This is a genomic window from Bacillus thuringiensis (assembly GCF_022095615.2).
In the GTDB taxonomy this organism is placed as follows: domain Bacteria; phylum Bacillota; class Bacilli; order Bacillales; family Bacillaceae_G; genus Bacillus_A; species Bacillus_A cereus_AG.
In genome coordinates, this window is record NZ_CP155560.1 from 207,008 (window position 1) to 222,557 (window position 15,550).

Below are 15,550 nucleotides of genomic sequence, written 5' to 3' on the forward strand. Positions count from 1 at the left end.
CAAAATTTGAATTTTGTACAAATATGCAGAGGGGATGGGGATAATCATATAAATAAAAACTCAACTCTCAAAAGGGTGAGAGTTGAGTCTGTGGATGAAATTACTGAGTTCTTGGGATGGTGAACACCAGCACATAAATAATAGCATGAGTATTCAGAAAAAACATTGAGTAAATGTTTCCGATTCTTCAAATTATAGTTAATTGGTTTTTATTAAACAAAAGCGTTATTTGAACGTAAAAAACCCTAGAGGGGACTAGGGTCTTTTACATAATAAATCTATCTGTTTTTAAAAGGACTTACTGAAGATAACACATGAATGTTTCATAAATGTATCGAAAAAGTGAACAAAATTGCTATTGCAGAAGAAGAAGAAATGAAGTTTCTAATAGTTAAGTGCGTGAAAGGCATTATTTCCAGTGGATAAAATGCGCGTGGGGAACCTAATCATTATTTTATTAGAGGAAAAGAATATGTTATGAACTTGGTTGAATGAAAAAATGAAAATTTTACTTTAAGCGAAGTTAATGAAATATATTTTGGGGGTTATATCAATAATTGTTATCTCGATGGACACTTTAACTTTATAAAAGTCCTAGAAGAAAAACACAACTATGAGGAATAGTAAGCTATAAAAGTGAACAAAATCGTTATTTGAGAGAAAGGGAGAATGGGAATGCCAGGATTAACGCCTTTTATGTATAAACCGCATTATGCTGAGACAGCCAAACCGTATCTAGTTTATTCAGTTGGTAATGATAAACCAGAAACAACAAGAGGTTATTTATGCAAGGATATTGGGAATGTACTCACTGCGGAGAAGGGAAACAGTTCCGATTTTATGACGTTGATCATCATCCAGATTTTTTAGCTATGTGTCCTGGATGTAAGAAAGATTTTATTGCAGTAGATGATACGGATTATGATGAGTAATTTATAACAAAAACACCCTATTTCATCTTTGGCAATTACTGCGTTTGTCGGTTTAGGAATGGCAACAGAAGCTTCTGCTGGACCTGCAGCACCACTTACTTCACTAAATGTCGTACAAGTAGAGTCTGAGCAGGACGGAGTAGAAACTATTAATCCAAACAGTTTTAGCACAACACGTGACCACGGGGGAAAATACTTATATATTACTACGAAGGAAATGGGATATGGTCAAAATCTATTTGCGAAAATGAATGGTTTTAATGTGAAAAATATTGGTTCTACTATAATTGGTGGAAAGCCAATCGTTGGTTGGTATTATAAGTGGGATGCTTCTGGGCATCAGCAAGGAACATTTGAATACAAAAAAACATCTATTAACGCTCCATTTAATACGATGTGAACTTCAATCTATATCAAATAAATATTTTAAAAAATTATGGAGATTTATCATACAAAACTCACTTCATAAAATTGAATTCATTTATAGCAAATATAGGAGCCGTCCCGAATGGGGAGGGCTCTTATATTTGCTATAAAGGTTTACTAGCACGATATATCTGCCAAAATTGTATTCTGATTTCCTTGTAGTAAAGGTTGTATATGTTAGAAGAATAATAACTTGAGTAAATAAATTGTATTCAGCTTAATGAATTTAAAGGTGTAGCTGATAAATCAAAAATTAAGTAGATAACCAACATAAATACACCGAATGCTAAGCAACCCCAGAAGGTTTGTAAATGTTTAATTATCTACTTTCGGAACTTGCTCATATAAATCATCCTTGCTGTAATTTTCCATTTTTATAAATAAATTATCGCATGTGTAAAGTTTGAAAGTAGAAATTATGCAATATTGCATAATCAAATTTGACAAAATAATTATTTTAATAAAAATAGGACTAGGAAACTACGGTGGCTTGAGAGTAATCAGACGTAACTTAAGAGGGAATTTTTCATTTGTTTTCCCGCATCCTATTTAGAATCATTATTCTAGTATATATAATCAGTTCATTAATATAAAAGGATATTAACGCATTGTATATGTTAAAAATTAGTATTTAGTATAGTGTTATTGCAGTGAATAATATATAAAGTATTGCAAACTCTATTTTAAGAATGAAAATTTAGCTGAACAAAATTAATTTTTTTAAAATAGAATTTTTTATCTATTTTCATACAGTACATCAATATTTATTGGCTGAATCGAAGTCTTCTATATACTTCTAATAGGCATCTTTAAATTTAAGGTCAATAAATCATTTAATCTAAATATATAGAAAAATAGTTGATTTTTTATTTATTTAGTGGTAAAAAATAACTATGACATTTTTTCCCTTGGTTATTTATTGAATTTATTTATGGAGGTGATTGTGTAATATGGAGGTCGCTATAGTTACTGGTGCAGGATCAGGAATTGGAAGAGCAACTGCTATCGAATTAGTATTACAAGGTTATCGAGTTTATGCATTAGATAAGAACGAAAAGTTAATTGTAAATAATGGGAATGATAATAATATCATTCCCATTATATGTGATGTTTTAAATGAGAAAGATATTAGTAGTTTTTTTTCTTACTTCTCTTCCCAGGAAAAACATTTAGACCTTTTGTTTAATGGAGTAGGTGCTATGAAGTTAGGTGGGGTTCTCGATACTTCAGAAGAAGACTGGGATTTTGGATTTCATATAAATCTTAAATCCGCGTTAGTGTTTAGTAAAAGAGCGAGTAATTTTCTACTTAAATCTAAGAATCCAAGTATAATCAATATTTCCTCTGTACTCGGAGAAACTTATGAAGAGAAGTCAGCAATTTATACGGTAATGAAATCTGCTCTTGTTACATTAACTAAATGTCTAGCAAAGGAATTAGCACCTAAAAAAATTAGAGTTAATGCAATATCTCCAGGACCTATTCAAACTTCTTTTGTGCGTTCATTTTGTCAGGATACAAAGAAAATTCCTGGTGCCTCAAAATTAGTGATGAAATTAGCTCAAACCCCTATTGGAAGAACAGGTAAAGCAGAAGAAGTCGCAAAATTGGTCGCCTATTTAGCGTCACCTAAGGCTTCTTTTATAACGGGTTCCTGTATTTCAATAGATGGTGGTTGGTCCCTATAATAAAAAATTAGAAAGGGTAGAGGATTATGAAATGGCTTGAAACAAAAGTAAGAGTAAGATGGTCAGAAGTGGACTCTCAAAATCATGTATATTACGGGAATTACTTTCTTTATTTTGATTTAGGAAGAGAATATGTCGCTGAAAAGGTAGATTTAGAATACTTGACAGATGAATTTGATGTAATAACTTTAGAAACCACTGCAAAATATCGTCAGCCCGCTAAGTATGGAGATGAACTTATTATTCGAACTCGAATGAAACATCCCTCTTCAGCTGCAATGTCTTCTACTTTGGGTTTTACATTTCAGTTTGAATACCAGATTTTAAAATCACAGGGAAAATTGTTAATAGCTGAAGGAACAAGTCGTCATGCTTTACAAGATAAAAAAACTCATAAATTATATGTTAGATTTTCACAGGAAAAAAAGGATAAGTTTTTGAGTGTTTTCGAGATTTACAAATGATTAGGGTTGGGATTGACTTAGTTGATATTGAAAGATTTAAGTTAGCCGTATCAAGAAGTGGAGAACCTTTTATTTCTCGTATCTTGACTACTGATGAGATAGAACAATATGATTCACATCAGTGGGCAATTTTATTTTCCGCTAAAGAATCAGTTGCCAAAATAATTAAACAACTACCGAAGGGTTTTTGTTTTAAAGACATTCAAGTAGATATATTGCCCAACAATGAACTCTTAGTTACGCTAAGAGACCCTTTGTATGAAAGGGTTGATCTACCTACTAATTCTATTATGGGATCGTATAAAGAATTCAAGGACTGTATTGTTACTCATTTAATCTTATAGAAAGGAGTTGAAAGTATTGAATAAAAAAGTAGCAGTTGTTTTTCCAGGGCAAGGTAGTCAAGTTATTGGTATGGGAAAAGACCTTCTTTCTCTTCCGTTGTTTGCAGAACGTTTAAGAAAAGTAGCAGAATTAGCTAATTTAACTTTAGATGAACTTTTTTATCCTAATAATATAAAATTATTTGAAAAAACAGAAATAGCTCAACCGTATATTTTTGTTATAAGCGTTACTTTGTTTGAACTTATATCAAGCAAATATTCCCTAAAACCAATTTTGTTCGGGGGACATAGTTTAGGTGAGTTTTCTGCCCTTGTTGCCTCTGGCGCATTAAGTTTCGAGGAAGGCTTCAATTTAGTTAAAATTAGAGGGAAATTAATGAGTGTAGCTTGTGAAAAGAATAGTGGTGGAATGTTGGCTGTGTTAAGCCCTGAGCAAAAAATAATTTCTTTATTACATGAAGAGATAAAAGAACAACATAATACTATAACAATTGCTAATTACAATTCTGCGAACCAACTAGTTATTAGTGGGGCTAATGAATCAATAGCAAAGTTCAAGAATGTTATTGAAAATAAGTTGAAGGCCCGTACCATCCCTTTAAAAGTTAGTGGAGCTTTTCATAGTGTATTAATGAACGATGCTAATAGTTGTTTTTCTCACTATTTAGAACTTGCGAAATTCCATGAACCTTCAGCGCCTATTGTAATGAATGTAAATGGTGAAGCTGAGGTGAGTGAAGAGAGTATTATTACTTTAATAAAAAAACAGATGATATCATCTGTTTTATGGAAAAAATCCATGGAAACAATTGAGTCTTTCCAACCAGACTTAGTCCTTGAGATCGGACCGGGACGTGTTTTATCTAGTTTAATAAAATCATCCCACAGAAATTTAAATGTCACAAACATCGGGAACAGGAGTGACTTACTGAGATTTAAAAAGCAACTAGAAAGGGAGGTGGAAGTAGGTGTTTAGAGACAAAGTTGTCCTAGTTACAGGCGCAAGTAAAGGAATTGGAAGAGCAACTGCACTTTACTTTTTAAATGAAGGTGCAAAGGTGATAATCAATTATTCCAAAGAAGGAAACTACGTTAAAGAACTTAAAGAAATACTGTCTAACAAACAAGATCAAGTACTCTTTGTTTGTGCTGATGTATCAAATGTAAGCTCTGTCAGAGAGATGTTTAGAACTATAAAGAATAAATGGGGGCAACTAGATATTCTAGTAAATAATGCGGGTATTACAAGAGATAGTTGGTTAATGATGATGGGAGATAAAAACTGGGATGATGTACTAAATATTAATTTAAAAGGTACTTTCCTATGTATAAGAGAAGCTTCCAAGATGATGGCCACAAAAAAGCAGGGCGTTATTATTAATGTTTCTTCAACTAGTGGATTAAAAGGCCAACCAGGTCAAGCTAATTATAGTGCTTCAAAAGGCGGAATTATTGCCATGACAAAAACTTTATCTCGAGAGTTAGCTTCTTATAATATTCGTGTAAATTGTATAGCACCCGGATTTATACAAACTGGTATGACAAACAATATGCCACAGAATACTTTAGATTCATATATTCAACATATTCCATTAGGGCGAATAGGTGAAGCGGATGAAGTCGCAGAAACAATCGGTTTTTTAGCTTCATCTAAAGCAAGCTACATAACGGGTCAATGCATAGTGGTTGATGGCGGATTAACTACTTAAAAAACATTAAAGGGGAAAATAAAATGTCAACAATAACTCAAGATGATTTATTAGAACAAGTTAATGAACGTAAACAACTTTGCCAACAAATAAAGACAGAAATTGTCGAAAGACTTTCTTTAAATATTGAACCAGAATGGATTGCTGATAATCAACCTTTATTTGGTAGAGGACTAGAGTTGGATTCTATCGATACTCTTGAAATCTCAATTGCTCTACAAGAAGTTTTTGATGTGATGCTAACAGACGATAATATGGAAGTTCTGGGTTCAATTAATAAAATCGCTGATTTTATTAATTCACAAAGGAATGAAAATCTATGAATGATCTATTAGATAAGAAATTATTAAAATTACCTTTAGAGCTCGATCAAATAAAAAATATGATACCTCACCGCTATCCATTTTTATTAATAGATCGAGTCAATAAACTGAACCCAGGAGTTGAGGGTGAAGCAATTAAAAATGTCACAGCAAATGAACCATTCTTTCAAGGACATTTTCCAGGAGAAGCAATTATGCCAGGTGTTCTTATAATTGAGGCAATGGCACAATTAATTGCAGTAATTTATGTATCAAAAGCTATCGTGGAATTAGAATCAAACGATATTTTAAATGATACTAATTATGCTGATCGAGTAGGATATTTAGCAGCCGTTAAGAATATAAAATTTAAAAATAAAGTTATACCAGGTGATCAGCTAATCTTACGTGCAAAGGTAGTTGGAAAAATGGGTGCACTAAGTCAAGTGAAAGTCTGGGCGGAAGTAAACGGAAAAATTGTAGTAGAAGGTTCAATTAGTGTGTCTGAAAAGGTGTAAAATTTTAAAAAAAAGGATGAATAAAAATGACGTATAGAAAATCTCCTGCAAATGAATCAGTAGAGGCGATAACTAAAATAGTTGGTAATCAAAACGTTCCTTGTTTTTTTTATGGCTTGGAGGAAGAATACAAAGCTATTAGGGAAGAGGTGGCAGTTTTAGACTTTTCGTTTAACACATTTTTAAAAGTAAGTGGTGATGCTGCTGCTTCTTTTTTACAAGAAATAATTACTAAAGACTTAGACTATTTAACTGAGGAACAAACTGTCAATTGTTTAATGTTAGATGAAGATGGACACTTAGTGGCAGATTTAACTGTTTATGTTATGGAAAATGGCTATATACTGGAAATAGAACCAAGTCTTTCAGAAAAAGCTCAAGATTATTTACAGTCACGTTTAAAAGATGGTGTAGTAATAGAAAATTTAGCTGGAAAGCTTCATATGATTCAGCTAGAAGGACCAAAATCGTGGGAAGTCACGCAATCTTTATTACCTTTTCCTATCGAGATTCTTCCATATAAAAACTTTGCACCATTTAACTTTGAGGGACACAACCTGTATATCGCTCGATTAGGATATACAGCAGAATATGGATATAAAGTTTTTGGGCCTGAAGCAGGAATAAATCTTTTTTGGAAGGCATTATTTGCATATGATCTATCTGAAATCAATATTAGACAAATCGGTTTAGATGCTTTAGATGTTTGTAGATTAGAAGTTCGCTTTCCAGATTTGTCTAAAGAGGCAACTTCCAGTAAATTAATAGTAGAATCAGGTGTGAATTGGTTGCTTGATTTTAATAAGGAATTCATTGGGAAAGATAAAAATTTAGAAGGTTTAACTTCAGGCTTATCTCAGGTACTAGTATGTTTTACATCAGATTCAAAGATATCTGAAAATCAAAATATAATAGTTGATGGAAATAAGGTGGGTTATATTCAGCATACACTTTATTCACCTGGACTTAATAGAAATATTGGTGTAGCTTATTTAGATGAAATGTATGTAGCTTCGGGATTAACTTTCACATTAGATAACGATATGACTATTAAGACAGTTTCAAGTCCAATGATTTATCCAAAGAGTCTATCGATTCGTATTGGTTAAGGAGGATTACTATGGAAATTGCAATAACAGGATTAGGTATTTTATCTGCATTAGGAAACAATCAATATGAGTTTTGGGATAAAGTACAATCAGGAAAAACTGGTATTAGTGAAATGGTTCAACTGGATTCTAGTGAATTATTAACAAATTATGCGGGAGAAGTAAAAAACTTCTCTCCTGAAAAATTCATGACAAAAAAAGAGATGGAAGAGACGGAAAGATGTACACAATTATCTTTTTTAGCTGCATCAGAAGCTCTGAAGCAAGCCAATATACCTACAGGTTTTTATAATTCTTTTAAACAAGGTGTCATCTTGGGTACATCTCTAGGTGGGATTCCTAACGGTGAAAAGTTTCATAAGCAATGGATAAGAACGGGCTATGAACATACAGACCCCAATCTTTTATTATCATACCCTCTTCATACTGCAGCAGATTTCTTAAGTATGCGATTTAATCTAATGGGACCTAAAGTTGCTATTTCTACAGCTTGTTCTGCAGGAAGCAACGCAATAGGGTATGGGATTGAATTAATTAAAAGTGGTAAGGCTGATATGTTAGTTGTTGGGGGAGCAGATCCTTTATCAATGTTATCACTAGCTGGTTTTAATAGTTTAAAAGCTTTATCTGACGAACCTTGTTCCCCTTATTCACAGAGTAAAGGAATCACACTCGCTGAAGGGGCCGGTATTCTAATTCTCGAAAGACTTGATCGTGCTATAGAAAGAGGGGCGAAAATACTTTCATTAGTAACGGGATTTGGCTTAACAAGTGATGCATATCATCCTACTGCACCAAATCCTGGTGGGGCTGGTGCATTTAAATCTATGCAAATGGCATTAGAGCGTTCTAATATAACACCTCAAGATATAGATTATGTAAATGGACATGGAACAGGTACTAGAGCCAATGACTCGGCAGAAACAACAGCACTAAAAAATCTCTTTTCAAATACAGATAAAAACGTGCCAGTAAGTAGTACTAAATCAATGATAGGGCATACTTTAGGTGCTGCGGGTGCCGTTGAGGGAATTACATGCGTCCTTTCTTTAATGAATCAAATTGCTCCTCCAACAATTAGTTTTGCTAAAAATCCATATAATATGGATTTCATCCCTAACATTAGCAGATCGATGCCTATTAATACAGTACTATCTAATTCATTTGCTTTTGGAGGAAATAATGCATCGCTAATTTTTAAGAAATATGAGGAAAAGCACAAACAGACTAATGTACTACCAGAGTTTAAACAAAAAGTTTTAATTACTGGTATTGGCTGCGTACAACCTCTTGGTATCGGTAAAGATGAACTTTGGGAATCAATTGAAAAAGGCACTAGTGCTATAGACACCATCAACTTTGAAAAAGAACAATATATTGGAAAGATGGGGGCATTAGTTCCTGAAAAGAAATATTTAAAATATATTAATCCTTCTCTAATTAGACGCTTAGACTTATTGGGGAAATTGTCTTTAGCTAGCTCTAAAATGGCACTTAATGATTCAGGAATTAAAATAAACCGTGATAATAGTGATAAAATTGCAGTGATTTATGGTACATCTTCAGGTCCAATTCAAACTGTTGAAGATATACATCGAACTATTGTAGTAGATGGCGTGAAGAAAGTTAACCCTAGCCAATTTCCTAATACAGTAATGAATGCAGCGGCCGGTCATATTTGTTCAGCTTTTCAAATTAAAGGTCCATCTACCACTATTTGTACGGGAAATGTTGCGGGGAGTCAATCAATTGCATATGCATACCATATGATAAACCAAGGATTAATTGATGCTGCCTTAGTAGTTGTAGCAGACGAGTATACTGAAACAATACATGCTGGTTACGATAGACTTGGTATTTTAGGAAATTCTCCTTATCCATTTGAGAGAGAAGGTGATGGAATGGCCTTATCTTGTGGAAGTACAGCTATTTTCTTAGAATCAGAAAAACATGCCAAAGAACGAAAAGCAGATGTTTATGGACAAATTAAAGGGTATGGTATTTCGTCCGATGCATATAGAATTGCTGGAAATAACCCAAATGGTAAGGCATATTCTTTTGCAATGAATGATGCATTAAAAGAAAGTAGTCTTTCTGTTGATGATATTGATGCAATTTTCTCTGATGCTCGAGGATTACGTTCTATGGATCTTACAGAAGTGAATGCTATTCGTCACTTTGGTGGAACCAAGATCCCAGTAACTACTTTAAGTAATAAAAATGGATATAATCTAAGTGGAATGACTCCAATTCATATTGTAGCTGCTCTACAAGCATTTAATAATCATAAAATTCCAGGGTTAAAGGTAAAAAAACCTATTTATAAGTTGAATTTTGCAACAGAAAATCAAAAACTAAAATCTGCAAATAATTTTATCTTTAATTCTGCAAACTTCGGTGGCACTTATACTAGCATTGTGGTAGGGAAATATGAAAGCTGATATGCAAAATTTATGGGATAATTTAGTTTTTTATTACGAGCAAACAGAGGAATTGCAACTAATTATTCTAAATAATAAAAAAGTAGAGTATATGTGGGATAATAATACTACTTCCTTATTAAAGTTTCTACATAAAAACGATATACAATATGCAAAATCAAATGGTAGATTTATAGAACGTATTGGGGCATGTCTTGCAGTAAAGTTAGCTTATAATAAAATTCACCCTAAAACGAACCTAAATGATATTTTTATTCAGCGGGATACCAGAGGAGCACCAACTCTCTGGTATCAGACGTATGAAATTAAACATGCAGTTATAAGTTTAACTCACATACCTAATTACTCTGGTGCTTGTCTACATAAAAGTAATACTTTTTAATATTCTATAAAAAAGAAAGTTGGTGAAGATATGGACGATAAATCAAACATAAGCAGTTTCCCTATTCTATTACTAATGTGTTTAGGGATTTTTATTTGCTTATTAGATACCACTATAATGAACATTGCGCTACCAGCTATCCAGAAAGATTTAAATACAACATTAGAAACTAGTTCTTGGATGTTAAATACATATACAATGACAATTGCTGTTTTATCAATTCCTATGGGGAGATTAGCTGAAATTTATGGGAAAATGAAATTTTTCATTATAGGTCTCATTATTTTCGCAGGTGGATCAGCTCTTTGTGGATTTTCTGAAAGTGGCGATATGTTAATTTTTGCTCGTTTTTGTCAAAGTATAGGTGCAGCTATTTTAGTACCGGTAGCTACTATTATTGGTATAGAATCACTACCACTTAACAAAAGGCATATTTCATTAAGTTTATTAGGAGCTACACAAGGACTTTCAACAGCGCTTGGCCCTAGCATAGGTGGACTAATCGCTCAAAATCTTGGATGGAATTGGGTCTTTTTTGTAAATATACCTATTTGCATGGTAACATTAGTCATTGCTTTCATAATCCTTCCATTCAAAAAAGATATTCGTGTGCAAGCAAAACTAGATTGGGCCGGACTCATTTTATCTGCGATTGGAATTTTCAGCTTAAATTTAGTATTAATTAAGGGGAACGCATGGGGATGGACAAGTTTTGTATCGTTACTTTGTTTCCTCATATTTGTTTTTACTTTGATAACGTTTATTATAGTGGAAAAAAATAGCCAAAATCCAATGGTGAACCTCAATCTTTTTAAAGACCGTTTATATGTTGGGGCTACTTTAGCAGTATCAACTGGATACTTATTTTTAGTTGGAGTTATGGTATTATTACCTCAATTTTTAACAAACTTTCAAGAGAAAACGGAATTACAAGCAGCACTTTTAATAACTCCTATTTCAGTGACAATTTTTATTGTAGTGAATTTTGTGGGATTCTTAGTAAAGAAAATTGGTTATGTAATTCCCATTATCATTGGTTATCTAGCTGTAGCAACTTCGTATTTCCAGTTAGCGCACCTGAACACTTCTAGTACAGTATCAGAAATAATAGTAATCGGTATAACACTTGGAGTAGGATTTAGTTTTATTATTTCTCCTGCAACTATGGCAAGTGTTTCTTCTTTTGAGGGGGAAATGCTAACCGCTTCACAGAGCGTATTTACAATGTTACGTCAAATTGGAGTAGTTTTAGCAGTAGCTATATTTGTCTCTTCTATTACACATGAGGTTGAATCAAAAAAACAAAATGTAATTTCATATGCTAAAGAACAAACCCAAGATATTAATGTTTCACCGGAAAAACGGTTAGAAATTATAGAAAATACTAAGGTGAGAATAAGTAGTGAATCAACTATTGGAAAAGTAATTGAACAACCTAAAGTTTCTGTATCGGAGAGACAAGATTTAATTGATAAAAATGTTGAAAATTCTTTATCTCATTATCCTTCAGCTGCACAAGAAAAAGTGAAAAAACAAATTACAGATCAAGTTACAAAACAAGTTGATCAAGAAATTTTAATCATTAATCGAGAACTTAAAAATTATACCGACAACGTAATCTCTTATACAAGGGATGAATTTTCTAGCGTATTTTCTACAGTTTTTAGTCATGCTCTACCGTATATATTTATAAGTATATTGATTTCAATATTTTACAGAAAAAATAAGAAGTTAAAAATTAATAGAATTAAGGAAGGTACTGATCTTGGAGAATGAAAAAAGTGCAAGACATCAAAATGCAATTAGAAAAATGAAGCGATTAAAAGGTTTCTACACCCATTTATTTATATATATATCAGTGAATATTTTCTTAATAATCGCAAATTTAATTAAATCTCCCAGCAATTTATGGGTAACTAAATCTATTTTTGGTTGGGGTATAGGTATATTAGTACATTTACTCTATGTAGTATTTTTTTACTACTTTAATACTCAGAATTGGGAAGAGAGAAAAATTAAGCAATACATGGATAAAGATTAATCCTCTTAATTTCTAAATAAAAAGGAGAGTAAAAACGTTAAATGTTTAGAATGATTCTTTTTATACATATTCTTGTAGGAGTTATTTGTCTTATAGCTGGACTTGCAGCAATGCTCACGCCAAAGAAAATGAGACTACATAAAAAATTAGGAGAAATTTATCATTTTAGCTTTATAATTGTTTTAATAACTACAATAGGTATGGCAATAATACATTGGGAAAGCAGTTCGCATTTACTCTATATTGGGTTTATTTCATATTCTTTAGCTCTAATAGGTTATTTAGCTGGAAAGTTTAAATGTAAAAATTGGCTTGCTATACATATAGGGAGCATACTCGGTTCATATATTGCTATTCTAACTGCGGTTCTTGTAGTAAATGTAAATAGATTACCCGTATTAAATAATTATAATCCTCTAATTTTCTGGTTACTTCCTACAATCATAGGTTCTCCAATTATTTATATAATTAGAAGGAAATACGAAGATAGTAATAAGAAAAATTGTTGTAATTTAAAATAAAAAACCTTTATAAAAAAGATAAATAGACCCTTAGATAGACAGTTAAAAAATATAAATCTGTCTACCTAAGGGTCTATTTTTCAATTAAGCAATCTAAGAACTTTATTAAGTAACAGACATGTAATGTTGAAGAAATAAACGTTATAAGATTGAATTTATAGGTGCTATGGATTTGGTGTCGCTATATTTGGATAATTAATTGTTATGAAGTAATTGAAGAGATTTTCACATAACTTGTGTCAAACCACTCACTATAAAAAATAATAATGAGATGATTAAATATTATGCATTAGATTATAGTGATTTACTTCATATTCTTGAGTAAAGAAGATTGGAAATATTGTTTCTAGCTTATATAAAAAGAAGTTATAACCATTGTTATTAGATCGATGTTACAGAAGAAGAAAAATGTATATAACTTTCAAATGAAATTTTATATAAGGAAGATACAAATTCATTTGAAACAATGAATTGAATTACAAGTTTTTTATAGTATTTAATCTTGTTTATTGACTTAAGCGTAAGAGGGAAGGAGTTAATTTTTAAATTCTAACTCATATTTGTTTTTTATCTGAAGTTGTTAAAATACGTCTCAATAGGATTAAGCGGATAAAAAAACACAAACTTCGCACGAAATACCAATTTTACGAACAATAAGATAGTTAAATAAAAATCTAATACCGTATTTAGGGATTTCAAGCTCAATTACATTAATCTTAGTATATTGGCATGTGGCTATATAATTCATATTTTATATAGAAATTATTAAATACTGAACTATTCATTGAAAAATTTCATAGTAAATTACCTTTTAATATATAGGATTTTTTCTTATGTTTATCTAATTAATTCCTCAAAATCATGATTAAATTAACTAATACATGTTAGATAACAAATTTTAAACTGTTTTCATATATTGATTTTTTTGCATGAATTTATATATAAAAATTGTTTTATTTTAAATACATTTATATGTAGTTTTTCCACCATTTTTTATGGTTAAATACGAATTTCTCACTTAATTATCTATAATTTTTATTTGAGTAAATACATTATTCCTTTCACTATTGATTTTATATTAGCATCTCATAATTTAATTATGTAAATAAGTTTGTGTAAAAATTGAATTTAACGCGAACTTGTGTTCGCGTACCTTTTCTGTTATAGTATATATGAGGTGATTTTTATGGATTACAGTAAACAACGTCAAAAATCCGTACATCGTAAGAAATTATACGAGAATTTAAATGAAATGCCCTTTTATATAGAAGAATTTGTGGAGTACAAAGAATTGCATGATGCCTCTCCCTCCACCCTACTGAATTATGTATATGATTTTAGAGTCTTCTTTAATTGGCTATTATCTGAACAAATTATTGAATTTAAGCCCATTAAAGACATATCCTTCTCTGATTTGGAGAATTTAAAGAAAAAAGATGTTGAGAACTTTATGAGGTTTCTAAAACTACAACAAAACATGCAGAATTCCTCTGTTAACAGAAAAATTTCGGCCTTAAAGTCTTTATTTAAGTACCTCACCGCCCTATCAGAGAATGAAGATGGAGAATGCTATTTTTATAGAAATGTAATGGCTAAAATTGAAATACATAAAGATAAAGAAACATTAAATGCTCGTGCAAAACGTATGAGATCTAAAATATTCCATAATGATGATGATCAAGAATTTCTGAATTATGTTAAGTACGAACATGAAAAATCTTTAACAAAACATCAGTTATTCTATTTCTTAAGAGATAAGGAGCGTGATGTAGCTATCCTCTCTCTCTTTCTTGGTAGTGGTATTCGTGTAAGTGAATTGGCCGATCTCCGCATGGAAGATATAAACTTAAAGGAAAGACTAATTGATGTAATCCGAAAAGGAAACAAAGAAGATTCCGTTTGGATTACCCCAATTGCATTAAATGATCTTGAAAAATATATGGAGATTAGAGATAAAAAATATGCTCCAGGGAAAGAATTACAAAATGTATTCTTATCGAAGTATAAACATACTGCACAGCCTCTTTCTGTTAGGGCTATCCAAGATATAGTAGAAAAATATACTAAAGCCTTTGGCAAAAAAATGTCTCCTCATAAATTAAGACATACATTGGCAAATAAATTATATATGGAAGAAAAAGACTCGTTACAAGTGATGCAACAACTTGGGCATACCAGTCAAGATACAGCTTTGTTATATACTCAGCTTGGGGAAACAACCATTAAAGATAGCTTAGGAAGAATTGGGGAAAATAAACAATAAAAAGAGGGCGAAATAACAGCCCTCTTTTTTTACTAAAATGTTTTGTTTTTATATTTATTGGATAACCTCTAAAACTATAACAATTAAGTAACAAAGCTCCTTTTAAAATAAAATCACTAGTTGCCTAAAAGTAGTATCAATGTAGGTGTCACTATTACAGATACAAAAAATAAGCAAACATGCATAAGCACTTTCGTTAAAATAATAGCTATTGGATCCTGATTCTCTTTTTTATACATAAAAAATAAATAGATAAAGTAAAATATTGATAGACAAATCCACAATAATATTGAAATGATAAATATTAAAGAATCACCTGTAGCTGGTGCAGCTATGTTGAAAATCCCTAATATTCCAGTAACACCACCTAGGAGTGTTGTTAAAAAAAATCTAATTAATTTGTAAATCAT

Annotated in this window: 17 protein-coding genes; 16 read left to right on the forward strand and 1 reads right to left on the reverse strand. The window is 31.5% G+C overall.

Annotated elements, in window-relative coordinates; translation table 11 throughout:
* Positions 1-785: 785 nt before the first annotated feature.
* From KZZ19_RS27850 to xerS, 16 genes are all read left to right on the forward strand, one after another.
* Positions 786-932, forward strand: coding sequence for a phage terminase large subunit family protein (locus tag KZZ19_RS27850; protein ID WP_237982252.1), 147 nt, complete (start codon positions 786-788; stop codon positions 930-932).
* 19 nt (positions 933-951) lie between these two features.
* A complete protein-coding gene (locus KZZ19_RS27855; RefSeq protein ID WP_237982267.1) occupies positions 952-1,332 on the forward strand; it encodes a DUF4879 domain-containing protein in 381 nt (126 codons plus the stop codon).
* A gap of 976 nt (positions 1,333-2,308) precedes the next feature.
* A complete protein-coding gene (locus KZZ19_RS27860) occupies positions 2,309-3,046 on the forward strand; it encodes an SDR family NAD(P)-dependent oxidoreductase (protein WP_237982251.1) in 738 nt (245 codons plus the stop codon).
* 26 nt (positions 3,047-3,072) lie between these two features.
* The gene (locus tag KZZ19_RS27865; protein WP_097841917.1) at positions 3,073-3,510 is read left to right on the forward strand and encodes an acyl-CoA thioesterase; all 438 of its coding nucleotides are present in this window, start codon (positions 3,073-3,075) and stop codon (positions 3,508-3,510) included.
* The gene (locus tag KZZ19_RS27870; RefSeq protein WP_237982250.1) at positions 3,507-3,854 is read left to right on the forward strand and encodes a holo-ACP synthase; all 348 of its coding nucleotides are present in this window, start codon (positions 3,507-3,509) and stop codon (positions 3,852-3,854) included. Before KZZ19_RS27865 ends, KZZ19_RS27870 begins: the two co-directional genes overlap by 4 nt.
* Positions 3,855-3,870: 16 nt before the next feature.
* On the forward strand, positions 3,871-4,830 hold the full coding sequence (locus KZZ19_RS27875) for an ACP S-malonyltransferase (RefSeq protein WP_237982249.1): 960 nt from the start codon (positions 3,871-3,873) through the stop codon (positions 4,828-4,830).
* Positions 4,823-5,563 carry a 3-oxoacyl-[acyl-carrier-protein] reductase gene (gene fabG / locus KZZ19_RS27880; protein ID WP_237982248.1) on the forward strand — a complete coding sequence of 247 codons (741 nt, stop codon included), beginning with the start codon at positions 4,823-4,825 and terminating at the stop codon, positions 5,561-5,563. The genes KZZ19_RS27875 and fabG overlap by 8 nt, the downstream gene beginning before the upstream one ends.
* 23 nt (positions 5,564-5,586) lie before the next feature.
* A complete protein-coding gene (locus tag KZZ19_RS27885; protein ID WP_237982247.1) occupies positions 5,587-5,886 on the forward strand; it encodes an acyl carrier protein in 300 nt (99 codons plus the stop codon).
* Positions 5,883-6,383: a 3-hydroxyacyl-ACP dehydratase FabZ gene (gene fabZ, locus KZZ19_RS27890; RefSeq protein WP_097841922.1), complete on the forward strand. Its 501-nt coding sequence runs from the start codon at positions 5,883-5,885 to the stop codon at positions 6,381-6,383. Before KZZ19_RS27885 ends, fabZ begins: the two co-directional genes overlap by 4 nt.
* A gap of 26 nt (positions 6,384-6,409) precedes the next feature.
* Positions 6,410-7,492 (forward strand): glycine cleavage T C-terminal barrel domain-containing protein, encoded by a 1,083-nt coding sequence (locus KZZ19_RS27895; protein WP_237982246.1) that lies wholly within the window; start codon positions 6,410-6,412, stop codon positions 7,490-7,492.
* An 11-nt stretch (positions 7,493-7,503) separates the two neighbouring features.
* Entirely contained in the window at positions 7,504-9,933 is a 2,430-nt protein-coding gene (locus tag KZZ19_RS27900) for a beta-ketoacyl-[acyl-carrier-protein] synthase family protein (RefSeq protein WP_237982245.1), read from the forward strand.
* Positions 9,923-10,315, forward strand: a complete 393-nt coding sequence (locus KZZ19_RS27905) for a hypothetical protein (protein ID WP_237982244.1) — start codon at positions 9,923-9,925, stop codon at positions 10,313-10,315. Before KZZ19_RS27900 ends, KZZ19_RS27905 begins: the two co-directional genes overlap by 11 nt.
* Before the next feature lie 117 nt (positions 10,316-10,432).
* A complete protein-coding gene (locus KZZ19_RS27910) occupies positions 10,433-12,091 on the forward strand; it encodes an MFS transporter (RefSeq protein ID WP_237982243.1) in 1,659 nt (552 codons plus the stop codon).
* Positions 12,081-12,356, forward strand: coding sequence for a 2TM domain-containing protein (locus KZZ19_RS27915; protein ID WP_237982242.1), 276 nt, complete (start codon positions 12,081-12,083; stop codon positions 12,354-12,356). The genes KZZ19_RS27910 and KZZ19_RS27915 overlap by 11 nt, the downstream gene beginning before the upstream one ends.
* A gap of 41 nt (positions 12,357-12,397) precedes the next feature.
* Positions 12,398-12,877, forward strand: a complete 480-nt coding sequence (locus KZZ19_RS27920) for a DUF2306 domain-containing protein (protein ID WP_098264770.1) — start codon at positions 12,398-12,400, stop codon at positions 12,875-12,877.
* A 1,186-nt stretch (positions 12,878-14,063) separates the two neighbouring features.
* Positions 14,064-15,140, forward strand: coding sequence for a tyrosine recombinase XerS (gene xerS / locus KZZ19_RS27925; RefSeq protein WP_226545883.1), 1,077 nt, complete (start codon positions 14,064-14,066; stop codon positions 15,138-15,140).
* A gap of 116 nt (positions 15,141-15,256) precedes the next feature.
* Here the strand turns inward: xerS and KZZ19_RS27930 are convergent, their stop codons facing one another.
* Positions 15,257-15,550, reverse strand: a complete 294-nt coding sequence (locus KZZ19_RS27930; RefSeq protein ID WP_226545882.1) for a hypothetical protein — start codon at positions 15,548-15,550, stop codon at positions 15,257-15,259.